This window comes from Bradyrhizobium jicamae, from assembly GCF_018130215.1.
Lineage (GTDB): Bacteria > Pseudomonadota > Alphaproteobacteria > Rhizobiales > Xanthobacteraceae > Bradyrhizobium > Bradyrhizobium jicamae_A.
Map to the genome: position 1 here is coordinate 46,431 of NZ_JAFCKQ010000023.1, position 22,881 is coordinate 69,311.

The 22,881-nt window shown below is 65.2% G+C and carries 22 protein-coding genes; 10 read left to right on the forward strand and 12 right to left on the reverse strand.

The annotated features are described in order from the left end of the window. Nucleotides 1-104 precede the first annotated feature (104 nt). Together JQ586_RS23260 and JQ586_RS23265 are read left to right on the forward strand one after the other, a co-directional pair. On the forward strand, nt 105-914 hold the full coding sequence (locus tag JQ586_RS23260; RefSeq protein ID WP_212396943.1) for an MlaD family protein: 810 nt from the start codon (nt 105-107) through the stop codon (nt 912-914). Nucleotides 915-1,015: 101 nt separating this feature from the next. Beyond that, complete coding sequence (locus JQ586_RS23265) at nt 1,016-2,170, forward strand: alpha-hydroxy acid oxidase (RefSeq protein WP_212397009.1); 1,155 nt, start codon at nt 1,016-1,018, stop codon at nt 2,168-2,170. 5 nt (nt 2,171-2,175) lie between these two features. Here JQ586_RS23265 and JQ586_RS23270 read toward each other — a convergent pair whose 3' ends face one another. Further along, on the reverse strand, nt 2,176-2,580 hold the full coding sequence (locus JQ586_RS23270) for a hypothetical protein (RefSeq protein ID WP_212396944.1): 405 nt from the start codon (nt 2,578-2,580) through the stop codon (nt 2,176-2,178). A 71-nt stretch (nt 2,581-2,651) separates the two neighbouring features. Here JQ586_RS23270 and JQ586_RS23275 point away from each other — a divergent pair, with 71 nt between their 5' ends. Continuing rightward, nucleotides 2,652-3,269, forward strand: coding sequence for a TetR/AcrR family transcriptional regulator (locus tag JQ586_RS23275; protein WP_212396945.1), 618 nt, complete (start codon nt 2,652-2,654; stop codon nt 3,267-3,269). A gap of 54 nt (nt 3,270-3,323) precedes the next feature. Here the strand turns inward: JQ586_RS23275 and JQ586_RS23280 are convergent, their stop codons facing one another. Continuing rightward, nucleotides 3,324-3,725, reverse strand: coding sequence for a DUF1330 domain-containing protein (locus tag JQ586_RS23280; protein ID WP_212396946.1), 402 nt, complete (start codon nt 3,723-3,725; stop codon nt 3,324-3,326). A 130-nt stretch (nt 3,726-3,855) separates the two neighbouring features. On the opposite strand from JQ586_RS23280, the gene JQ586_RS23285 reads away from it, so the two are divergent. Next, a complete protein-coding gene (locus JQ586_RS23285; protein ID WP_212397010.1) occupies nt 3,856-4,701 on the forward strand; it encodes a metal-dependent phosphohydrolase in 846 nt (281 codons plus the stop codon). 114 nt (nt 4,702-4,815) lie between these two features. Further along, the gene (locus JQ586_RS23290) at nt 4,816-5,763 is read left to right on the forward strand and encodes a DMT family transporter (RefSeq protein WP_212396947.1); all 948 of its coding nucleotides are present in this window, start codon (nt 4,816-4,818) and stop codon (nt 5,761-5,763) included. Nucleotides 5,764-5,828: 65 nt separating this feature from the next. On the opposite strand, the gene JQ586_RS23295 is transcribed toward JQ586_RS23290, so the two are convergent. Continuing rightward, complete coding sequence (locus tag JQ586_RS23295; RefSeq protein ID WP_212396948.1) at nt 5,829-7,514, reverse strand: methyl-accepting chemotaxis protein; 1,686 nt, start codon at nt 7,512-7,514, stop codon at nt 5,829-5,831. Nucleotides 7,515-7,788: 274 nt separating this feature from the next. Between JQ586_RS23295 and JQ586_RS23300 the strand changes: the two genes are divergently transcribed. From JQ586_RS23300 to JQ586_RS23315, 4 genes are all read left to right on the forward strand, one after another. Then, nucleotides 7,789-8,832, forward strand: coding sequence for a C-terminal binding protein (locus JQ586_RS23300; RefSeq protein WP_212396949.1), 1,044 nt, complete (start codon nt 7,789-7,791; stop codon nt 8,830-8,832). 150 nt (nt 8,833-8,982) lie between these two features. Beyond that, nucleotides 8,983-10,329, forward strand: a complete 1,347-nt coding sequence (locus JQ586_RS23305) for an ABC transporter substrate-binding protein (protein ID WP_212396950.1) — start codon at nt 8,983-8,985, stop codon at nt 10,327-10,329. A 129-nt stretch (nt 10,330-10,458) separates the two neighbouring features. After that, complete coding sequence (locus JQ586_RS23310) at nt 10,459-11,415, forward strand: carbohydrate ABC transporter permease (RefSeq protein ID WP_212396951.1); 957 nt, start codon at nt 10,459-10,461, stop codon at nt 11,413-11,415. Beyond that, nucleotides 11,408-12,304, forward strand: a complete 897-nt coding sequence (locus tag JQ586_RS23315) for a carbohydrate ABC transporter permease (RefSeq protein WP_212396952.1) — start codon at nt 11,408-11,410, stop codon at nt 12,302-12,304. Before JQ586_RS23310 ends, JQ586_RS23315 begins: the two co-directional genes overlap by 8 nt. 20 nt (nt 12,305-12,324) lie before the next feature. Here the strand turns inward: JQ586_RS23315 and JQ586_RS23320 are convergent, their stop codons facing one another. From JQ586_RS23320 to JQ586_RS23335, 4 genes are all read right to left on the reverse strand, one after another. Further along, the gene (locus JQ586_RS23320; protein WP_212396953.1) at nt 12,325-12,660 is read right to left on the reverse strand and encodes an antibiotic biosynthesis monooxygenase; all 336 of its coding nucleotides are present in this window, start codon (nt 12,658-12,660) and stop codon (nt 12,325-12,327) included. 92 nt (nt 12,661-12,752) lie between these two features. Continuing rightward, entirely contained in the window at nt 12,753-13,589 is an 837-nt protein-coding gene (locus JQ586_RS23325; RefSeq protein ID WP_212396954.1) for an enoyl-CoA hydratase-related protein, read from the reverse strand. A gap of 83 nt (nt 13,590-13,672) precedes the next feature. Beyond that, nucleotides 13,673-15,355 carry a mucoidy inhibitor MuiA family protein gene (locus tag JQ586_RS23330; RefSeq protein WP_212396955.1) on the reverse strand — a complete coding sequence of 561 codons (1,683 nt, stop codon included), beginning with the start codon at nt 15,353-15,355 and terminating at the stop codon, nt 13,673-13,675. A gap of 178 nt (nt 15,356-15,533) precedes the next feature. Further along, a complete protein-coding gene (locus JQ586_RS23335) occupies nt 15,534-16,958 on the reverse strand; it encodes an MFS transporter (RefSeq protein ID WP_212396956.1) in 1,425 nt (474 codons plus the stop codon). A gap of 89 nt (nt 16,959-17,047) precedes the next feature. On the opposite strand from JQ586_RS23335, the gene JQ586_RS23340 reads away from it, so the two are divergent. After that, nucleotides 17,048-17,509 (forward strand): MarR family winged helix-turn-helix transcriptional regulator, encoded by a 462-nt coding sequence (locus tag JQ586_RS23340; RefSeq protein WP_212396957.1) that lies wholly within the window; start codon nt 17,048-17,050, stop codon nt 17,507-17,509. Nucleotides 17,510-17,566: 57 nt separating this feature from the next. Here the strand turns inward: JQ586_RS23340 and JQ586_RS23345 are convergent, their stop codons facing one another. The 5 genes from JQ586_RS23345 to JQ586_RS23365 form a co-directional block, all read right to left on the reverse strand. Next, complete coding sequence (locus tag JQ586_RS23345; protein ID WP_212396958.1) at nt 17,567-18,739, reverse strand: thiolase family protein; 1,173 nt, start codon at nt 18,737-18,739, stop codon at nt 17,567-17,569. A 238-nt stretch (nt 18,740-18,977) separates the two neighbouring features. Further along, nucleotides 18,978-20,567: a phosphoglycerate dehydrogenase gene (gene serA, locus JQ586_RS23350; RefSeq protein ID WP_212396959.1), complete on the reverse strand. Its 1,590-nt coding sequence runs from the start codon at nt 20,565-20,567 to the stop codon at nt 18,978-18,980. Nucleotides 20,568-20,771: 204 nt separating this feature from the next. Next, nucleotides 20,772-21,944, reverse strand: a complete 1,173-nt coding sequence (locus tag JQ586_RS23355) for a phosphoserine transaminase (RefSeq protein WP_212396960.1) — start codon at nt 21,942-21,944, stop codon at nt 20,772-20,774. A gap of 78 nt (nt 21,945-22,022) precedes the next feature. Further along, entirely contained in the window at nt 22,023-22,235 is a 213-nt protein-coding gene (locus JQ586_RS23360) for a hypothetical protein (protein ID WP_212396961.1), read from the reverse strand. A 169-nt stretch (nt 22,236-22,404) separates the two neighbouring features. Continuing rightward, nucleotides 22,405-22,875, reverse strand: a complete 471-nt coding sequence (locus JQ586_RS23365) for a GNAT family N-acetyltransferase (protein ID WP_212396962.1) — start codon at nt 22,873-22,875, stop codon at nt 22,405-22,407. Nucleotides 22,876-22,881: the final 6 nt, after the last annotated feature.

The following is a 22,881-nucleotide window of genomic DNA, read 5'->3' on the forward strand; positions in this document are numbered from 1 at the left end:
TGACCTCTCCCCGCAGGCGCGGGACGAGGTAAGCGACGGTGCGGTGACGAAGCGCTGCAAATCCTCTATCTTGACGACCTGCTTCGCGAACGGATCCAGGACTTATGGCACGCGCCAGCAATGTGATGATCGGCACGGTGACGCTGGCCCTGATCGCGGGGTCGCTCGGCGGCTGGCTCGGCTATCAGCGCTATGCCGGCATCAAGCGCATGGTGCCGTTCCGCGTCATCTTCGAGGGCTCGGCCTCGGGCCTGCGCCGCGGTGCCAGCGTGAACTTCGCCGGCGTGCGCGTCGGCGAAGTGGTGTCGCTCAGACTGCTTCGTCACCGCGTGGTCGCGATGACCAGGATCGAGGGCAATACGCCGATCAGGAAGGACACCCAGGTCGGGCTCGAATTCCAGGGCCTGACCGGGATCGCCGCGATCTCCTTCACCGGCGGCACCGACGACGCGTCGCCGCCGCCGCTCGGCACCGATGGCGTTCCTGAACTGACCGCCGATCCCGAAGGCACCATGGGCGTGTCGGAGAAGCTGCGCAACGCACTGCGCAATGTCGACCGCGCCATCACCGAGAACGAGGGTGAGATCAAGGACACGCTGCGCGGCTTTGAGAACTTCACCAACTCGCTGTCGGGCAATGGCGAGCTGGTCGCCGGTTTCATCGACGCCGCCGAGGCCGGCGTCAATGCGGTCGACGACAAGATCACCGCGACCGACAGGTACCTGAACAGTCTCGGCAGCGACAAATACGGCGGGCAATTGCTGCCGACCGTGATCTCGCTGCGTGAATTGATCCAGAGTTTCGACAAGAAGTCCGGCGTGTTCATCGCCGACACCCGCAAGACGCTCAATGACGTCAGCCAGTCCGTCAACGCTTTCAATGAGAAAATTGTCGGGCCCGGCGGCAGGCGCTAACGTAGGCCCTGACAGCAAGAACAACGGAAACGCCTGACGTGCACGACCGCTCCGCCGCGCCCTCCCCGCCTCCCGCCACCGTGACCCGCGCCACAAGCTCGGTGCCGAGGCGCCTGCGCCGCTATCTCACGCTCGACGATTTCGAGCTTCAGGCGCGGCGACTGTTGCCGAAATTCCTGTACGGCTACATTTCGGGCGGTGCCGAGACCGACATGGCGCGGACCGACAACCGCCGTGCCTTCGACGAATACGGCTTCGTGCCGCGGGTGCTGATGGACGTCTCCGGCCGCGACCAGACCACGACGCTGTTCGGCAGGACCTACGCCTCGCCGTTCGGCATTCCGCCCATGGGCTCGTCAGCGCTGTGCGCCTATCGCGGCGACATCGTACTCGCGCAAGCGGCGGCCGCGGCCAATGTCCCGATGATCCTGTCGGCATCGTCGCTGATCACCCTCGAGGACGTCCGCGCCGCCAATCCGCAAGCCTGGTACCAGGCCTATCTCGCCGGCGTCGATGCGCGCATAGAGCCGCTGATCGATCGCGTCGCGGCCGCGGGCTACGACACCTTCGTGGTCACCGCCGACGTGCCGGTGCCGCCGAACCGCGAGAATAACATCCGCAACGGCTTCCAGGTGCCGCTCGCGATCACGCCGCTTGTGTTCTGGGACACCGTCACCCATCCCGACTGGCTGCTGAACACCTGGGCACGCACGGTATTGAATCACGGCATGCCGCATTTCGAGAACATGGACAGCAAGCAGGGCCCGCCGGTGCTGTCGAAGAATCTGATGCGCAACATCGGCAACCGCGACCAGCTCGCGTGGAGGCACGTCGAACTGATCCGCAGGCGCTGGCCCGGCAAGCTCGTGGTCAAGGGGCTGATCTCGCCGGAGGACGCGCGGATGGCGCGCGAACACGGCTGCGACGGCGTCATCGTCTCAAACCATGGTGGCCGCCAGCTCGACTACACCGTTTCCGCAATGCGCACCCTGCCGGAGATCGCGGCGCAAAAGGGCGGCATGACCGTGATGATGGACGGCGGCATCCGCCGCGGCACCGACGTAATCAAGGCGCTCGCGCTCGGCGCCGACTTCGTCTTCATCGGCCGCCCCTTCCTCTACGCCGCCGTCGTCGCCGGCGAGCCAGGAGTGGCGCGCGCGATCTCGCTGTTGCATGCCGAGATCGACCGCGATCTCGCACTGCTGGGTATCCGCAGCCTCAGGGAGATCACGCCGGAGCTGGTGCGGAAATTCTGACGGCATTACGCATAGCGCGACGCGCCCATGCAGAGCGCGGTGATCGCAAGCAGCCCGGCGGCGACGCGCTGGGCCGCCGCGAGCCGCGAACGCGCGGCTGACGCGTCGGCTGCGTCGTTGCGGAGTTGCCTGACGGCACCGCCGCCGACGATGATCTGCACCGCGATTGCGAGCAGCGCGGCGCCGGCACCGGCGGCCAGGATCTGCTCCGACAGGGCGAACGAGCCCTCATGGACGAGGTGCCAGAGGGTGGCGCCGGTCACGATCGCGACCGTGGCCGCCCCGAGCTGCGGGACCAGCAGCTTTTCGCCGCCAAGGCCGCCGGTGCGCGCCAGCGTGAAACTCGAGCCGGCCCAAAACACCGCTGACAGGACGTGCAGGGACAGGGCTATGATGAGGGCGGCCTGCATGATGTCGCTCCGGATTCTTGAGATTAGATATACATAATGTATATTCAATTTGACGAAAGCAAGGCAAGCCGATGCCGCCGCGCAGCTATGTGAGCCCGGCGCGCAGTGCCGCCGCCGCCGAGACCCGCGAGCGCGTGATCGCGGCCGCCTCGCAGGCCTTGCGCGAAGGCGAGAGCATCGCCCGCTTCTCGCTGGACTCGGTGGCGAAGGCGGCGGGCGTGACGCGGCTGACCGTCTACAACCAGTTCGGCTCGCGGCGCGGGCTGCTGGAAGCCGTGTTCGACGAGATCGGGAGGTCCGGCGGGCTGCATCGGCTCGCCGACATCATGACGATGGGCGACCCGCGCGCCGCGCTCGATCGCCTGGCCGAGATTTTCTGTGCATTCTGGAGCGGGGACGCCGCGGTCGGCCGGCTCAACGACGCGATGGCGACCGATCCCGAATTCGCCGAGGCCGTGCGCGAACGCAACGAGCGCCGCCGCAAGAGCCTCACCGTGCTGATCGATCGCCTCGCCGCGAAGACCGCCTCGGCTCACGCACGCAAGGACGCGGTCGATCTGATCTTCGCGCTGACGGGCTACCCGACCTATGCCGCGCTGAGCCCGGGGCGATCAAGGGATGACGTGTGCCGCGTGGTCCAGGCCGCCTGCCGCGCGGCGATCGAACCGCTGTCAGACCGTCCAGATTGAGGCCATCGCGCATCGCTTCGCTCGCAATGACGGTGCGCGAGCTCTGCTCGACGGCTACCCGAGCTTGAGCTTGCTGTACGCCTCGCGCGTCGCGATGATGACGTGCCGTTCGCAGCCATTGCGGCGATGCGGGTCGCAGAGATTCTCGTAGTCCGCCGATGTCATCATATCGATGAAGGCATTGACGCTCGGGTAGTGGACCAGCGCGATGTAGTCCCATTGCTGGCCGTCGGCTTCGCCGAGCGCGACCGTCTCGGCGTTGCCGGTCCACAGCAGCGTGCCGCCGCGCGCCTTGATCATGGGGACGGTCAGCGCGCTGTAGCGCACATACGCATCCCAGCCCGAGCCGTCGCCGTCGAGCGACCGCGCGCGAAACCGCATCAGATTGACCATCACGACCGGCGCCGCGCGGTCGAGCCCGCTCAGGCCTTTGACATTCAGGAGATCGACGCCCATCCTTGGCTCCCTGCCGGTGCATTGAGGCCGCGGTTCGGCCGCAAAGATCATGTCACATGGCAGCGTTACCCTGAAGTGGCGCTCCGGCCTGGCGCTTGCAGGCCTCCCCGCGACGTCGGAGGTCAAGGCCGTGATGACCCTTCCCGAACTTGCGGCCGATGCGCTCGGCAGGTTTCTCGGCGACTACATGCAGCGCCGGTTCGGTACGCAGTCCCAGCTGGTCGAAACCGTGCCCTCGATCGCGCGGATCGCGATCGAATGCATCGGCAACAGCGACGCGCTGTATCACAATGTCGAGCACACCATGCTGGTGACGCTCGCCGGCCACGACATCCTGCGCGGCCGCGCCCTGCACGCGCACATGACCGCGGAAGACTACGCCCATGTCATCATCGCCTGCCTGACGCACGACATCGGCTATGTGCGCGGCGTGTTCGAGGCCGACGACAAGGACAGCGGCTATCTGATCAGTGCCGATGGCCGCAAGGTCGCGCTGCCGCGCGGCTCGTCGGATGCCGGCCTGCTGCCCTATCACGTCGACCGCTCCAAGATGTTCGTGATGGAGCGCATCAAGGGCATCGCCCAGCTCGACAAGAGCCGGATCGCCGAGGCCATCGAAGGCACGCGCTTTCCGGACAGCATCCCGGGCGGGAGCGGGGAATTCAGTGACGAGGCCGCATTGCTGCGCGCCGCCGACCTGATCGGCCAGCTCGGCGATCCCCACTACATCCGCAAGGCCAACGCGCTGTACCACGAATTCGAGGAGGCCGGGCTCAACCGCCAGCTCGGCTACGGGTCGCCGGCCGACATCGTCAACCTCTATCCCCAGTTCTACTGGAACAGCGTCGCGCCGCATGTGCAGAAGGCGATCCGCCATCTCAACATCACCTCCAGCGGCCGGCAATGGATCGCCAATCTCTACGGCAACGTGTTCCGCGCCGAGCGCGACATCTCGCTGTCCGGGCCGCAGAAATAGGCGGATACGCACGGCGCGGGTCTGACGACTGCGGTGGTTGTGACGGCGCGCATGGCTCCAATCCGCTCTTTCGTCTTGTCGCCGCGACAGATTCGGGCGCAACATCGCGCAATAATGACCGACCGCGCCCTGCCTGCACCTGCCGCACCCACGCATCGCTCGCCGCTGCACTGGCTCAACAACCAGCCCTACCTGCTGCTCAGCCTGACCTCGCTGTTCTGGGCCGCCAATATCGTGCTGGCGCGGCATGTCGGCAGCCACGTGCCGCCGATCACGCTGACCACGATCCGCTGGTTCGGCGTCTTCCTGATCCTGTTGCCGTTCGCCTGGCCGCATCTGAAGCAGGACTGGCCGAAGCTGCGCGGCGCGCTGCCGCTGATGCTGCTGCTGTCCGCGGTCGGATTTGCGTTCAACAACGCGATCTCCTACTGGGCGATGCAGTATACCGAGGCGCTGAACGCGCTCCTGATCCAGTCGGCCGGCCCGCTGTTCGTGGCGCTGTGGTCGCTGGTGCTGTTCGGCGTGCGGCTGACACCGGCACAGCTTGCCGGGATCGCGATCTCGCTGGCGGGCGTGCTCACCATCATCCTGCGCGGCGATTTCTCCGCGCTCGCCAGCATCTCCTTCAACCGGGGCGACATCATGTTCGGCGCCTCGCTGGTGTCGTTCGGGCTCTATTCGGCGCTGATCCCGCGCCGGCCGAAGATCCACCAGCTCTCGCTGATCTCGTTCACCACCTGCTGCGGTGCGCTGATGCTGCTGCCGGCCGCGATCTGGGAATTCCTCGCCGGCGCGACGCTGAAGTTCGACCTGCTGACGATCTCGACGCTGGTCTATGTGCTGATCTTCCCCTCGACGCTCGCCTATCTGTTCTTCAACCGCGGCGTCGCGCTGATCGGCCCGAACCGGGCCGCGCCGTTCTTCCACCTGGTGCCGGTATTCGGCTCGGCGATGGCGATCCTCCTGCTCGGCGAGACCCTCGCGCCGTTTCATCTGATCGGCTACGCGCTGGTGCTCGCCGGCGTCGTGATCGCCTCGCGGCAGGGATCGGCGAAGGGGTAGATCCAGAAGCACGAATGCCCGGGACAAGCCCGGGCATCGCCGCAACCTCAATTCACGAATAACGCTTACGCCGCGCGCACCTTCTGCAGGAACTCGTCGACTGCGTTGCGCAGCATGCCCGACTGGGTGTCGAGCTCGCGGGCGTTCGACAGCACGTCGCTCGCCGCGGTGCCGGTGGCGGCGGCGGCGGTGGTGACGCCGCCGATATGGGCCGAGATCTCGCTCGAGCCGGCAGCGACCTGCTGGATGTTGCGCGCGATCTCGCGCGTCGCATCGCCCTGCTGGTCGATCGCGGTCGAGATCGACGAGGTGATCTCGCTCATCTGCGCGATCGTCTCGGTGATGCCGCCAATCGAGGTCACCGCCTCGCCGGTGGAGGCCTGCATCGCCGCGACCTGCGCCGAGATCTCCTCGGTCGCCTTTGCGGTCTGGTTGGCCAGCGCCTTCACCTCGGATGCGACCACCGCGAAGCCGCGCCCGGATTCGCCGGCGCGCGCCGCCTCGATGGTGGCGTTGAGCGCGAGCAGGTTGGTCTGCGCGGCGATCGAATGGATCAGCTTGACCACCTCGCCGATCTTCTCGGCGCCGGTGGAGAGCGCCTGCACGGTCGCGTTGGTGCGTTCGGCATCGGCCACCGCCTTGCTGGCGACCTCGCTCGAGCGCGCCACCTGGCGGGCGATCTCGGCCACCGATGAGGAGAGCTCCTCGGCCGCGGCGGCAACCGTGCCGACATTGTTGGAGGCGCTGTCGGAGGCCGCGCCGACCGTCGCGGCGCGCGCGCTGGCGTCGCTTGCGGTCGCGGTCATCGACTGCGCGGTGGTCTGCATGCCGGCGGCGGCGGAGGCGACCGAGCGGACGATGCCGTTCACGCTGCGCTCGAAATCGCTTGCGATGTTCTCCATCGCGCTGCGGCGCTCGGTGGTGGCGCGGGCCTGGGTTGCGGACTCGGCCTGCTCGAGATCGCGGATCTTCACTGCGTTGTCCTGGAAGACCTGTACCGTGGCGGCCATCGCGCCGACCTCGTCGCCGCGGCCGACGCCCGGAATTGCGCCGTCGAGCTTGCCGTCGGCGATGTCGCGCATGCGGGCGCCGAGCAGATTGAGCGGGCGGGAGATGCTGCGGCCGATCAGCCAGGCGACCGAGCCGGAGATGATGCCGATGCCGAGGATGGCAAGGCCAAGCAGCCAGGCGATCGGCCGCATCTTTGCGTCGATGTCCTCGAGATAGGCGCCGGTGCCGAGATACATGTCGAAGCCGGGCACCGCGACGGCATAGCCGATCTTGCGGATCGGCGTCTCCTGGCCGGGCTTCACATATTCATAGAACAGCAGGATATCGCCATTGGCCTTGACGCCGTTCATCAACTCCCAGGACAGCTTGCGGCCGTTGGTCACGACCTCCATCCGGTTGGTGCCGACCTGCTTCGGATCGGGCGCCATCAGGGTGGTGCCGTCATAGGACGTGCCGAAAATATAACCCGAGCCGTTGTCGTAGGTCATCGCGTTGGCGCGCTTGCCGAGCTCGGCGAGCGCCGCCTCCTTGGTGATCTTTCCGGCGTCGACGTCCTTCTTCAGGCTCCCCGCGTAGTTCTTGACCATCTCGACCATCGCCTTGACCTGGTCGACGCGCGCATTCGTCATCTCGCGCTGGATCAGATTGATCGCGAGGACGCCGGCGGCACACAGGCCAACGAGGGTCACCCCCACCAAGATGCCGAGCTTGGGGGTAATCTTCAGATTTGACAGCTTCACAGGGATCTCCGGACGAGGTGGGGACGCGGCGCGATAGGAGAATTTGATGACATTCAAGATTTTGATGACCCTCACGGTAACGTGAGACCTTTACCCGATGGTTACGCTGGTTCCCCGTAGAAGCCCGGAGGATCAAGCGATGCACCAACCAGCGATTGTGGAGAGAGCAGCGCAGGTCGCGTAGAAGAATATGTGGCGGCGGGTTGAGCCCGGGCCGGAACAACAAGACTCGAACAGCAACAAACAAAAACAGAGCAAATATCGGGAGCAGCCAATGGCGAAATTCAGAGTGGTCACACCGAAGGGCGCAAGCTTCACCGTCGCCGGCGGCGGCTACGACTATGAAAGGGAGGCGCTCGACCCTGTTGGCGCCGAGATCATCGAGGCGCCGGCCAACGAAGCCGAGTTCATCGCCGCCGCGAAGACGGCGGACGCGATCTACGCCAAGGGCATGCCGATCACGAAGACGATCATCGACGCGCTGGAGAACTGCAAGGTGATTACGCTCGGCAGCGTCGGGGTCGACTCGGTCGACGTCAAGGCTGCGACCGCCCGCGGCATCCCCGTCACCAACATTCCCGACACCTTCATCGAGGAGGTCGCCGACCACGCCATGATGCTGCTGCTCGCAGGCTTCCGTCGCCTGGTCGAGCAGGACAAGATGGTGCGCAGCGGCCGCTGGGCCGAGGGCCGCCCGGCACTCCTGAAGATCCCACGCCTGATGGGACAGACGCTCGGCTTCATCTCGTTCGGCCGGGTCGCGCGCGCGGTGGCGAAGCGCGCCGCCCCGTTCGGCCTGCGCATGATGGCCTACGATCCGTTCATCCAGGAAACGCTGATGTACGACCACGGCGTGATGCCGGCGACGCTGTCGGAGGTGCTGTCGCAATCGGATTTCGTCTCGATGCATGCCCCGGCGCGACCCGAAGTGCATCACATGCTGACCGAGAAGCATTTCCGTCAGATGAAAAAATCGGCTGTTTTCATCAACACCGGGCGCGGCGCCACTGTCGACGAGGAGGCGCTGATCAAGGCGCTGCAGGACGGCTGGATCGCGCATGCCGCGCTCGACGTGCTGGAAAAGGAACCACCATCGCACAACAACCCGATGCTCGGGATGGACAATGTTACCTTGACCGCGCATGTCGCGTCGGCCTCGGCACGTTTCGACGAAGCGCGCAAGCGCCGGGTGGGCTACGAATTGTCACTGGTGCTGCAAGGCATGTGGCCGGTAAGCTGCGTCAATCCTTCGGTGCTGCAATCCACCGCGCTGCGACGCTGGCAGCCGGTCAGCATGGATCGCGGTCCGAACAGCTAGGCGGCGCCTGCTTCACGAAGGGCTGGTACCGCATGCAATGGGGGGCCACGAACTTTCCTTAGCGCCGGGACCAATGCGACGCTTCACCGGCGGCCAACGCCGGGAAGAACAAGAACAATAGAACAAAAAAGAACAGGGAGAGCGAACGACATGACAACCGAGATCACGCGCCGTGACGCCTTGGCGCTTGGGGTTTCCGCGGCGGCGCTCGCCGCGACCGGGGCCAGCGCGCAGGATGCATCGAGGGTGAAGGCCACAGACGTCGCGGCGCCGTCGCTGCCGATCGAAAAGGGCGCGAGCTTGCGCATGCTGCGCCCGGTGCGCTTCGTGCAGACCGATGAAGACGTGTTCCGCGCCAATGCCAAGAAGTTCACCGACAAGACCGGCGTCGAGGTCAAGGTCGACTTCGTCGGCTGGGAGGACATCAACCAGCAGACGGCTGTGACTTCGAACTCCGGTGCCGGTCCGGATATCATCATCGGCTTCGGCGACGCGCCGCACATCTATGTCGACAAGCTGATCGACCTCACCGACGTTGCCGACTATCTCGGCAAGCGCTATGGCGGCTGGCTGGCGCTGGCGCAGACCTACGGCAAGCGCGCCAAGTCCAATACCTGGATCGGCCTGCCGTTCGGCGCGTCCGGCGGACCACTGGTCTACCGCAAGTCGCTGGTCAATGCGGCCGGCTTCGACCGGGTGCCGGATGACCATGCCGGCATCCTCGAACTGTGCAAGAAACTGAAGGCAGCCGGCAAGCCCGCAGGCTTCGCGCTCGGCAACGCGGTCGGCGACGGCAACGGCTTCGCCAGCTGGCTGCTGTGGTCGCACAATGCCGCCTTGCTCGATGAGGAAGGCAACATCACCATCAACAGCAAGGAGACGATCGCGGCGCTGAAATACCTGAAGGAGCTGTATCCGACCTTCATCGCCGGCACGCCGTCCTGGAACGACGTCTCCAACAACCGCGCCTACTCGTCGCAGGAGATCGGCCTGACCGCCAATGGCGTCTCGCTGTACTTCTCGCTGAAGAACGATCCCGCCACCAAGGCGATCGCCGACGACACCGAGCACCAGTTCCTGCCCAAGGGCCTGGCTTCGACCTATCCGATGTCGGGCCTGACCCTGAACGCGATGGTCTTCAAGCACAGCCCCTACCCCAACGCCGCAAAGGCGTTCCTGCAGTTCATGCTGGAGAAGGAACAGTATGAGCCGTGGCTCAATGCCAACTCGGGGTACTGGGCGCAGCCGCTCGCGGCCTATGCCGACGCTGCGGTCTGGTCGGGCGACTCCAAGGTCGCGATCTTCAAGGACACCATGAAGAGCCCCTACTACAACGGCTACAAGGGACCGATCTCGACCGCGACCGGCGCCGTCAACGCCGACTACGTGCTGGTGCAGATGTGCGCCTCGGTCGCCACCGACGCCGCGACGCCGGAGGCGGCCGCGGCCGAAGCGGAGCAGCGGGCGAAGCGGTACTTCCGGCGGCAACGCGGGTAACGGCGGTCGGAACATTGAGACGCAGTCATTCCGGGGCGTCCGAAGGACGAACCCGGAATCTCGAGATTCCGGGTTCGATGCTGCATCGCCCCGGAACGACATTGGAAGTCAGACCGGGGCAAGGATCCGATGTCCGTAACGACCCTCCCATCACGCACCCTGGCGCTCCGGCAGCAGGGCTGGATCGCGCGCGTGTTCGACTACAAGCCGTTCCTGATCGTGATGTGCCTGACACCCGCGATCGGCCTGCTGCTGGTGTTCCTCACCTATCCGCTCGGACTCGGCATCTGGCTCGCCTTCACCGACACCACGATCGGCCAGCGCGGCATCTATATCGGCCTTGAGAATTTCCAGTACCTGCTCAAGGACCAGCTGTGGTGGAACGCGGTGTTCTACTCGATCTTCTACACCGCGGTCGCAACCTTCGGTAAATTCGCGCTCGGCTTCTGGCTGGCGCTGCTGCTCAACAACCATTTCCCGTTCAAGAGCCTGGTCCGCGCCATCGTGCTGCTACCGTGGATCGTGCCGACCGTGCTGTCGGCGCTGGCATTCTGGTGGATCTACGATCCGCAGTTCTCGATCATCTCCTATCTGCTGGTCGATGTGCTGCATTTGCGCTCGACCAATGTCGATTTCCTCGGCTCGCCCTGGCCTGCGCGGTTCTCGCTGATCGCGGCCAACATCTGGCGCGGCATCCCGTTCGTCGCGATCTCGCTGCTCGCGGGCCTGCAGACCATCTCGCCCTCGCTCTATGAGGCCGCGATGCTCGACGGCGCCACCGCCTGGCAACGCTTCCGCTACATCACGTTCCCGATGATGATGCCGATCCTGGCGATCGTAATGACCTTCTCGATCATCTTCACCTTCACCGACTTCCAGCTGGTCTATGCCATCACCCGCGGCGGCCCGGTCAACTCGACCCATTTGCTCGCGACACTGGCGTTCCAGCGTGGCATCGCCGGCGGCGAGCTCGGCGAGGGTGCTGCGATCGCGGTGTCGATGATCCCCTTCCTGGTGTTCGCGACGCTGTTCTCCTATTTCGGCCTCGCGCGCCGCAAATGGCAGCAGGGAGAAGCCAATGACTGACGTAGCCGCGCAGTCCGGCAATGCCCGCAGCGCCACGCCCGACCCGATGGCGTGGGATTCCCGCGCCCGGCGCGTGGTGATGATCTATCTGCCGCTGGCCTGCTTCATCGTGATCCTGCTGTTCCCGTTCTACTGGATGACGATCACCTCGTTCAAACCGAACGCGGAGCTCCTGAATTACAAGGAGCACAATCCGTTCTGGATCACCTCGCCGACACTCGCGCATGTCAAGCACCTGCTGTTCGACACCGATTATCCGCGCTGGCTGAAGACGACGATGCTGGTCGCGATCGGCTCGACCGTCCTGTCGCTGTTCGCCTCGACCCTCGCGGCCTACGCCATCGAGCGGCTGCGCTTCCGCGGCAGCCCCTATGTCGGCCTCGGCATCTACCTCGCCTACCTGGTGCCGCCGTCGATCCTGTTCATTCCACTGGCGACCGTGATCGTGCAGTTCGGGCTGTTCGACTCGCCGCTGGCGCTGGTTCTGGTCTACCCGACCTTCCTGGTGCCGTTCTGTACCTGGCTCCTGATCGGCTATTTCAAATCGATTCCCTACGAGCTCGAGGAATGCGCGCTGGTCGACGGCGCGACCAGGCTGCAGATCCTGTGGCGGATCACGCTGCCGCTCGCGGTGCCCGGGCTGATCTCGGCCGGTATCTTCTCGTTCACGCTGTCCTGGAACGAATTCATCTATGCGCTCGCCTTCATCCAGAGCGGCGCCAACAAGACCGTACCGGTCGCGATCCTGACCGAGCTCATCACCGGCGACGTCTACCAGTGGGGCGCGCTGATGGCCGGCTCCCTGCTCGGCTCGCTGCCGGTCGCACTGTTCTATTCGCTGTTCGTCGACTACTACGTGTCGTCGCTGACCGGCGCGGTGAAGGAGTAACGAAACTCGTCATCCCTCCGTCACGCCGCGGTCGTCTTCCCCCGCTCGGTGATCAGCACCTCGAAACCCTCGAATTTGGGATGACCGAGATAGAGGCTGCCTCCGGTTTCGTTGCCGGCACGGGAATGCGCGCGGCGGAATGATTCCGACCTGGTCCATGCTTCGAATGCCGGCCTGTCGGCCCACACCGTATGCGTCGCATAGAGCGTGTGGTCCTCTGCCTCTGGCCCCTTCACCAGATGAAATTCGATGAAGCCCGGCGTGTCGCCGAGATAGGATTCCCTTGTGTTCCAGACCGTCTCGAACGCCTGCTCCGAGCCCTTCTTCACCTGAAACCTGTTCATTGCGATGAACATGAAAGCATTCTCCTCTTCTCGGCGGATATTCCGGATGCCACCGGTCGGCCTCGTTGATAGCACGACCTGTCCAGCGGCGTTTCAGGCAGCCATCACCCCTTCTTCGTCCGGTAATCCCCGAACGTCGTGTCGCGCTGGTCGAGCTGGGCCTTCACGCTGCCGCCGTCACGGCGAAAGCCCGCCATGTAGGCCTTGCTCGCCTCCGTCGTGAAGGCCAGCGCCTGGATCTCGGTGCCGGCGCGCATCGCAGCCCGCGCACCCATGATCTCCATCGCGCGATGCACGCTGCGCTTGTTGAGCTGCTGCAACTCGACCGGCACCTTGGCAGCGCGCTCCGCGAAGTCGAGTGTGTTTGCCTCCAGCTCGGCCAATGGAAACGATCGGGTCGCATATCCCCATTCGGCGGCTTCGCGGCCGGACATCGCATCCCCCGTCAGCATCAGCTCCATGGCGCGGCGCATGCCGACCAGCCAGGGGTGATACTGCATGTCGGGCGGGCTCATCAGCCGCACCGGCGGATAGCCGATCTGGGCATCGTCGGCGACATAGACGACGTCGCAGGCGGTTGCGAGCTCGGTGCCGCCGGCGAGACAATAGCCGTGCACCTGCGCGATCACGGGCTTTGCGAGATCCCAGATCGAGAACCAGCCTTCGACCACGTGACGCGACCATTGGCCGGGGCCGGAGGCCGAATGATAGGGCTGGTCGACGCGATTGTCGGCGGATAGATCATAGCCCGCCGAAAAGCAGGGTCCCGCACCACGCACGATCGAGATCGAGACATCCGGATCGCGGTCAGCCTGCTCGAGCACCTCGAAGATCTCGCCGCGAAGCCGGTTGTTGAGCGCGTTGCGCTTCTCCGGCCGGTTCAGCGTGATACGCCGGACGCGCGGGCGAGGATCGTCGACGATGATGTGCTGATAGGTCATGGTTCCTCCCGATCTCCGGCTCTGTTGTCCTTGGCAAATTGTTGCCCGAGATCGGGAGGGTTGTCATCGGCCGTGAACGCAGATCACCCCGCCGGCACCATCACCACGCCCTTGTCCTTGGGCCAGCGCACCCGCCAGGCGAAGTCGATGTTGCGCGCCTCGCCGGGCTTGGCCTCGAACGCCCATTCCAGCACGCCGCGTCTGTCGCGCAGATTGGTGGTGGTCGGCGGCGTCGTCTGCGGCAGCATCTCGACAACGATGTCCTGGTTCTCGCTGACCGGAAGCTGATCCTGGATCGCGACCTTGACCGGGAAGTCGTGACCGTTGCGCACCGTGGTCTTGAAAGCGCGCTCGTCGGTCTTCGACGTCGTCACGATCAGCCCGGCCGAGCCCTCGTTGCGCTTGACCACTGTGCGTTCGATCTTGATCTTGTCGTCGGCGCCGAAGCCGAGCCGCACGATCTCGTCCTTTGCCGCAGCGGCCATCCGGCCGCGACCGACGAAGATACCGTCGCGATAGATCGCCACGCGCCCCGGCAGCAGTGGTGCGTCCTCGGCCTGCACGAAACTTGCTTCGAGGAACGCGGTCGGATCGATCACCGGGACCGCGCGCACCATGAGATCAGGGACGATTGTCGCGGTCGAGATCCGCAGGCTCTTGGCGCCTTCATTGGCGGCGACGCTGACACGGCCAGGAATTCTGAAGGTCGCCTGGAAGGCGCCCACCTCCGCCGTCGCCTCGCGTTCCTCGGCGACCTTGCCATTGTCGGCGAGCTTGCCGCCAAAGGCCATGTCCGCCTGGGCTGGCTCGGAGGCCGGCGCCGGCGCGAGCGCGGAACGCAGCCGCATGCTGTCGGTCGCCTTGCTGGCCTGCGCCAGCGGCTGCGGATATTGCACGATCAGCGAATTGAGATCGGGCGCGTTGCCGCCGCGCCCGACCCGCACGGTGGAGACGCCGAGAGTCACGTTCGACCAGTCCTCCCCCGTGGACTGGGTGATCTCGGCGCGCCGCACCAGTTCGATCGCGGGCTTGCGATCCCTGGCACCACTATCGAGGCGCGCGTCATAGAGCGGCGCCCAGCGCGCCCCCGGCACCGAATAGGTGACGCGCAGCGTCGCCCTGGTCGCGGCCTGGGAGTTTACCTCGATCCGGACCTCGAGCTTGCTCGGCGGCTTCGCGGCACGGTCCGTTTCGAGGCGCGCGACCTCGCGATCGATGTCGCGGATCTTGCGCCCGGCATCACGGATCGCGCTCTCGGCGGTTGCGACTTCATCTGCGACCGCCGAGAACGCCGTGCGCCACTCGCTGATCGGGCGCGCCTCGCCCTTCTCGCCCAGGCCAGCCGGCGCATCCTGGGCAAAGCGCTCGGCGAATTTGCGCCGCGCCTCGGCTGCGCGAATAGTGCCCTGCAAATCGGCGCGCTGGTCCTTCAGTGCCTCGATGCGCTTGTCGATCTCGGGCAGGTTGACTGGCACGGCCAGCGGTTGCCGCGCGTCGATCGCGCCGATCGTGACTTTCGCACCTCCTTCGCCCTCGACCCGCAGCGAGGATGGATCGAGCGACAACGGGAAATCCCTCGCGACCAGCGTGTTGTCGCCGGCGGGCAGGTCCAGCGCGACGACGCGGGTGACGCTCGCGCCATCGGGATAGACGGTCACGGCATCGATGCTCGACGCCGCATCGAGATCGGCCGCGTGCAGTGGGGCCGCCAGCGCACTCACCAGCACGAGGCTGGTCGTAACCAGGCAGTTCGCAATCAATCGCATGATATCCCTCCGGAAAGCGCGGCATCGCGCGCGAGACATGGCGGTGTGCCTGCCCCGTAGGCGCACCACTTCTCGCGTGAGACGCGGCGACGAAGGAACTGGTTCGATTGAGGTTTCCGTGCGGCGCGGTGGTGGCGCCGCTACGGCTGCATCGCGGCGTGGCGATGTCCTTTGCGGATCAGCGCGCCACCTTGCGCCGGATGTAGAGGTAGTTCGGCACTAGAGCGGCGATGGTGATCGCAACCAGGATCCACCAGCCGCGGTGGAACGCCGCGATCTTGTCGGCCAGCGAAACCGGTGTCGCAAGGATCGCGACAAAGATCGCAACGCCAATCGCCAGCGCCGCCTGGCGGATCATGTTGATCACGCCGGAGCCGGTCGCGAACGAGGATGACGGCAAGGACCCCGCCCCCACGCCCATCAGGGTCGGAAAGGTCAATCCAACGCCGATCCCGGTCAGCATGATGCCCACGACGACGGCCGTGACGTTGGCTTCCGCGCCCATCAGGGTGGCCCAAACGACGAGCCCAGCCGCAAAGCTCAAGATACCAGCGGAAGCCACGGCTGCGGCACCAAACCGTGCGATCAGCCGGCCCGCGAACAGCAGCGAGGTGATCGGGACAAGCAGCGGGCCCGGCGCGATCGCAAGTCCGGTTTGCAGCGCGGACCAGTTCCACACGGTCTGCTCCCACAGCGCAACGGAGAACAGCATGGCGCCGAACGCCGCCGAGTAAGGCGCCATCACCAGGGTCGCGCCGGTGAACGGCCTCACCGAGAACAATGCGGGATCGACGAAGGGGTTCTCTGATCTCAGGCAGTGCCGGATGAAGGCAGCGAGGCAGACCGCCGCGGCAGCAAAGCCGATGATGATGCCAGGTGAACTCCATCCCCAATCGTTCGCCTTCACGATCGCAAAGGTCAGTGCGCCGATGCCGCAGGTCACAAGCAGCGCCGCGAAGGGATTGGGGCGCGGCACGTCATGACCCGGGACCTCGGGCAGCCGCAGCCAGCCGATCAGGATCGCGATCAGGCCGATCGGAACGTTGACGATGAAGATCCAGCGCCAGTCGAACGTCACCAGCACGCCGCCGACCAGCGGCCCCAGCGCCGCAGCCAGCCCGCCGACGGCGGTCCAGGTGCGGACCGCGCCGGCGCGCTGCTCGGGAGGAAACGATGCGAGCAGCAGGCCGATCGATGTCGGGGTCATCAGCGCAGCGCCCGCGGCCTGCGCGATCCGCGCGACGACGAGGAATTCGACATTGCGGGCGAGCGCACACGCGGCGGACGCAAGCGTGAACAGCGCAACGCCAAGCAGGAAGCTCAAATTGCGGCTGTGCCGCTCGGCCAGCCGCCCGAAGAAGACCAGCAAGGCCGCATAGGCAATCGCATAGCCGTTGAGGATCCAGGACAGGTCTTCCAGCGAGGCGTCGCGAAAATCCTGCGCGATGTTCGGCAGCCCGACATTGACGATGAAGAGGTCGAGATTGGCGAGACAGATGCCGACCGAGACGATCGCGAGGACCTGCCTCGGGGAAGCCGTCGCCCGTGGCCGCGTTCCCGCGACGACGGGCAGCTCGATCGTTTCCGCATCCATCTCCGGCATCCCGCCCTCCCAAATACGTGCATATGCATCTATTGCAAATAGGTGCATATGCATGTAACTGTCAAGCCTGATTTGGAGGCAGCGCATCGATGACGACAACAGAACCCACCCGGTGCAATCTCACGGCCCTGCGCAAGGCGACACGGCGCGTGTCGCAGCTCTACGACGCGCTCCTCGCTCCATCCGGGCTGCGCGGCACGCAACGGGGCATTCTGGTCCATGTCGCAAGATCGGGAGCGCCGACGATGAGCGAGCTTGCCGCTGCGCTGGTGCTCGACCGCACCGCTCTCAACCACAACCTCAAGCCGCTTCAGCGCGACGGCCTCGTGACCGTCACGGTCGACAAGGATGACCGCCGCAGCAGGCTGGTGCGGCTGACCAAGCGCGGCGAGGCCAGGCTGGCGGAGACCAGGACCGCCTGGCAGCAGGCCCAGGAACGGTTCGAAACCGCGTTCGGCGCGAAGCAGGCTGCGGATCTGCGACAAACGCTCGAGCTGGTCGCATCGCTGGAATTCGGCGAAGCACCGGTGCCTTCACGGGCCCTCAAATGACGAGCGGCCCGGCATCGATGCCGGGCCGCCCTTCGCTCACGAGCCGTTTGGTCGAACTCAGCTATAGATCTCGAACAGGCCGGCGCCGCCCTGGCCGCCGCCGATGCACATGGTCACGACGCCCCATTTCGCCTTGCGGCGCGCGCCTTCCTGCAACAGGTGGCCGGTGAGACGGGCGCCGGTCATGCCGAACGGATGGCCGATCGCGATCGAGCCGCCGTTGACGTTGTACTTCTCGGGATCGATGCCGAGCTTGTCGCGGGAATAGAGGCACTGGCTGGCGAAAGCCTCGTTGAGCTCCCAGAGATCGATGTCGTCGATCTTCAGGCCGTGGCGCTTCAGCAGCTTCGGCACGGCGTAGATCGGGCCGATGCCCATTTCGTCGGGCTCGCAGCCGGCCGAGGCCCAGGCGACGAAGCGGCCCATCGGGTTGAGTCCGCGCTTCTCGGCATCCTTGGCTTCCATCAGCACCACCGCGGCGGCGCCGTCGGAGAGCTGGCTGGCGTTGCCGGCGGTAACGAATTTGCCCGGGCCCTTCACCGGCTCGAGCTTGGCGAGCCCTTCCAGCGTGGTCTCGGGACGATTGCACTCGTCGCGATCGACGACGTAGTCGACGATCGACTCGGCCTTGGTCGCCTTGTCGACCACCTTCATCTTCGTCTTCATCGGGACGATCTCGTCCTTGAACTTGTTGGCCTGCTGCGCGGCCGCCATGCGACGCTGCGACTCCAGCGAATACTCATCCTGGTATTCGCGGCTGAGCTTGTAGCGCTCGGCGACGATATCGGCGGTGTCGATCATCGCCATGAAGATATCGGGCGCGGTCTTCAGCAGTTCCGGATCGATCGATTCCTTCGGCGAGCCGCCGCCCGGGATCGAGATGCTCTCGACGCCGCCGGCGACGATGCAATCCGAGCCGTCGGAGCGGATCGAGTTTGCGGCCATCGCGATGGTCTGCAGACCCGACGAGCAGAAGCGGTTGACCGAAACGCCGGCGGTCGATTTCGGCAGGCCGGCGAGCAGCGCTGCCTGGCGGCCGATATTCGGCGCGCCATGCGCGCAATTGCCGAGGTAGCAGTCCTCGACATACTCCTTGTCGACGCCGGCGCGATCGACCGCATGCTTGATGGCATGCGCGGCCAGCGACATCGGCGGGGTGATGTTGAATCCGCCACGGCCGGACTTCGCCAGGCCGGTGCGTGCATAGGAAACGATTACGGCTTCACGCATTGTTTTCTCCCTCTGAGATCGCCGGATAGTGGCGCGTCTTGACCCGTTCGTACACAAATTTTGGCCGTCGCAACAGGAATACCAGACGCCTCGCAACGACAAACGCCGCCTCCGGGGCCGGAGACGGCGTTCTGTTCCGCAGATCGGAATATCGTTGTGTTTGAAACACGCCTCATGGCCGGGTGACCTGCGCGAAGACGCGCTTCGCACTTTTGCCCGGCCATGACATGGAGGGCGATCAGAACGTCAGCGCCTTGGCCTGCTTCACCTGCGGCAGCCCCTGCACCTTGTTGAGCAGCTCGGCCGGCACCGCGCCGTCGACCTCGACCAGCGCGATGGCGTCGCCGCCCTGCTTGACGCGGCCGAGATGGAAGGTCGCGATGTTGATCTTGGCATCGCCGAGCAGGCTTGCGAACGCGCCGATGAAGCCCGGCTTGTCCTCGTTGGTCACGTAGATCATCGACTTGCCGAACTCGGCATCGACACGAATGCCCTTGATGTCGACGAGGCGCGGCTTGCCGTCGGCATAGACCGTGCCCGACACCGAACGCTCCTGCCGCTCGGTGGTGACGGTGACCGTGATCAGGCTTTCATAGTCGCTCTGCGCGGCACGGACCACCTCGTCCACCACCATGCCGCGCTCCTTGGCGACGATGGGCGCCGAGACGACGTTGACCTCGCCAAGCATCGGGCGCAGCAGGCCGGACAGCACCGCTGACGTGATCGCCTTGATCTTCATCTCGGCGACATGGCCCTCATAGGTGATCTGGGTCTTGAGGATGCCGCTCTCGGTGAGCTGGCCGGCGAACGAGCCGAGCTTCTCGGCGAGCTCGATGAACGGCTTCAGCTTCGGCGCTTCTTCGGCGGTGATCGAGGGGAAATTCACCGCGTTCGAGATCGCGCCCGACAGCAGATAGTCCGACATCTGCTCGGCGACCTGCAGCGCGACGTTCTCCTGCGCTTCCGTGGTGGAGGCGCCGAGATGCGGGGTGCAGATCACGTTGGGATGGCCGAACAGCACGTTCGAGGTCGCGGGCTCCTCGGTGAACACGTCGAAGGCGGCGCCCGCGACGTGCTTGGAGTTCAGCGCATCGACCAGCGCCTGCTCGTCGACCAGGCCGCCCCGGGCGCAGTTGATGATGCGCACGCCCTTCTTCATCTTGGCGATCGCAGCCGCGTCGATCACGTTGCGGGTCTTCTCGGTGAGCGGCGTGTGCAGCGTGATGAAATCGGCGCGCTTGAGCAGGTCGTCGAGTTCGACCTTCTCGACGCCGATGTCCTTGGCGCGTTCCGGCGACAGGAACGGGTCGAACGCGATCACCTTCATGCGCAGGCCGAGCGCCCGGTCGGCGACGATCGTTCCGATATTGCCGCAGCCGATCACGCCCAGCGTCTTGGCGGTGATCTCGACGCCCATGAAGCGGTTCTTCTCCCACTTGCCAGCCTGGGTCGAGGCGTCGGCCTGCGGGATTTCGCGGGCCAGCGCCAGCATCAGGGTAATGGCGTGCTCGGCGGTCGTGATCGAGTTGCCGAACGGCGTGTTCATCACGATGATGCCCTTGGCGGTCGCAGCCGGAATCTCGACATTGTCGACACCGATGCCGGCACGGCCGATCACCTTGAGCTTCTTGGCCTTCTCGAGGATCTTGGCGGTCGCCTTGGTGGCCGAGCGGATCGCGAGGCCGTCATAGTCGCCGATGATCTCGGCGAGCTTGTCCTTGTCCTTGCCGAGATTGGGCTGGAAGTCGACCTCGACGCCCCGATCCTTGAAGATCTGCACGGCGGCAGGAGACAGCGCGTCGGAAATGAGAACTTTGGGTTTCGACATTTGGATGTTCCTTCGCCACGCAGCGAGCGGGCGTCCTGGATCAACGGGTGAAGTCTCTGATCACTTCTCCCTCTCCCCGTTCTTACGGGGAGAGGGTTGGGGGTGAGGGGCAGCCACAAACACCAGCGTGAGTGGTGAGAGGCCCCTCACCCGGCGCTATGCCCCGACCTCTCCCCGTAAGGCGGGGAGAGGCGACAAGGGAAATCAGGCTGCCTTGGGCAGCGCCGCCTTGGTCTCTGCAAAGGCCCAGTCGATCCACTGCGTCAGCAATTCGACGTCCCTGGCCTCGACGGTCGCGCCGCACCAGATCCGCAGGCCCGCCGGCGCATCGCGATAATACGCGAAGTCGAAACCGGCGTTCTCCTTCTCCACCAGCGCCACCAGCTTCTTGCAGAAGTCGGCCTGCGCGTCCGACGGAAGCGAGGTGATCGCGGGATCGGTGAACTTCAGGCACACCGAGGTGTTGGAGCGGATCGCGGGATCCTTCGCCAGGAAATCGATCCACGGCGTCTTCGCCTTCCAGTCGGCGAGCACCCTGGTGTTGGCGTCGGCGCGCGCGATCAGCGCCTTCAGGCCGCCGATCGACTTGGCCCAGTTCAGCGCATCGAGATAATCCTCGACACAGAGCATCGACGGCGTGTTGATGGTCTCGCCCTCGAAGATGCCCTGGTTGAGCTTGCCGCCCTTGGTGAGGCGGAAGATCTTCGGCAGCGGCCAGGCCGGCTTGTAGGTCTCGAGCCGTTCCACCGCGCGCGGCGACAGGATCAGCATGCCATGCGCGGCCTCGCCGCCGAGCGCCTTCTGCCAGGAGAAGGTGACGACGTCGAGCTTCGCGAAGTCGAGCGGCTGCGCGAAAGCGGCCGAGGTGGCGTCGCAGATCGTCAGCCCTTCGCGGGTGGCGCTGATCCAGTCAGCGTTGGGCACGCGCACGCCCGAGGTGGTACCGTTCCAGGTGAAGACGACGTCCGACCCCGGATCGACCTTGGCGAGATCGGGGATTTCGCCATAGGCCGCGTTGAGCTTGGTGACGTCCTTGAGCTTCAATTCCTTGACGATGTCGCTGACCCAGCCCTCGCCGAAGGATTCCCAGGCGAGCGTGGTGACGGGCCGCGCGCCGAGCAGCGACCACAGCGCCATCTCGACCGCACCGGTGTCCGATGCCGGGACGATGCCGATCTTGTAATCAGCAGGTACCTCAAGCACTTCGCGCGTCAGTTCGATCGCGAGCCTGAGCTTGGCCTTGCCGACCTTCGCGCGATGCGAGCGGCCGAGGGCTGCGTCCTTGAGATTGTCGGGGTTCCAGCCGGGGCGCTTGGCACAGGGGCCGGAGGAGAAATGCGGCACATTGGGCCGCGAAGCGGGCTTCGCTGCAGTCATAATCTACCCTTCCAGATAGCTGCCTCTCGGTGGGGAGAGGTTTCCCGCCGCCGGAGATAGTGGAAAGGCCCGAAAACGTCAAGGAAGCTCGGAAGGGCCGGGCAAAATATCGGGATCACGCCTGATTGATGCGGAATCGCCGGCCGGCTGCGCGGCCTGCTGGTCCAGGAGCTCCGCCGCATCGGTCACAAGCTTCACCGCTCGTCGACGGCTCGAAATCTTCAAAATGCTCTTCTCGCCGGCCTGAACGATGTACTCGTTACCGACCCGCACGATTGAATAATCTGGCATCGGAAATCCCCAAGCTGCCGCCGCACCTAATGGGAGACGTTGACATAGCGCAGTCGTTCCTCTCCGTAAAATCACGGAGGCCGGCTTAGTTTATCGGTCCTTAACTGAATGCGAGAGCGAGGACTACCGCTGGCCCATCAAGCCGAAGCACGCAACTGATACGCACATCTCAGAAGCGGATCGTCATGCCGACATGGCTGCGCGCAAATCCGAGCCGTTCATAGAAGCGCTGCGCATCGACGCGCGTGTGATGCGTCAACAACTCGACGAGCACGCAACCTTTCATGCGCGCCTCCCCGACCGCCCACTGCACCAGCTTCTCGCCGATGCCGCGGCTTCTGCAATGGCTTGCGACGCGAACATCCTCGAGCAATCCGCGTGAGGCGCCCTGCGAGCTCAGTCCCGGCAGGATCGCGAGTTGCAGGCAGCCGACCACGGCCCCCTCGCCGTCGACTGCGACCACGAGTTGCAGGTTGGGATCCCGCTCGACCCGCTCGAACGCCTGATAGTAGCTCGTCGGCAGCGGCTCCTCGATCCGCTCGCGCGCGCTGCCGAGCCGGTCGTCGGCCAGCATGCCGACGATCGCGGCAACATCGTCGCGCAGGGCGCGACGGATGGTGATGGATAAGGTTGCGGTCATGCGCTC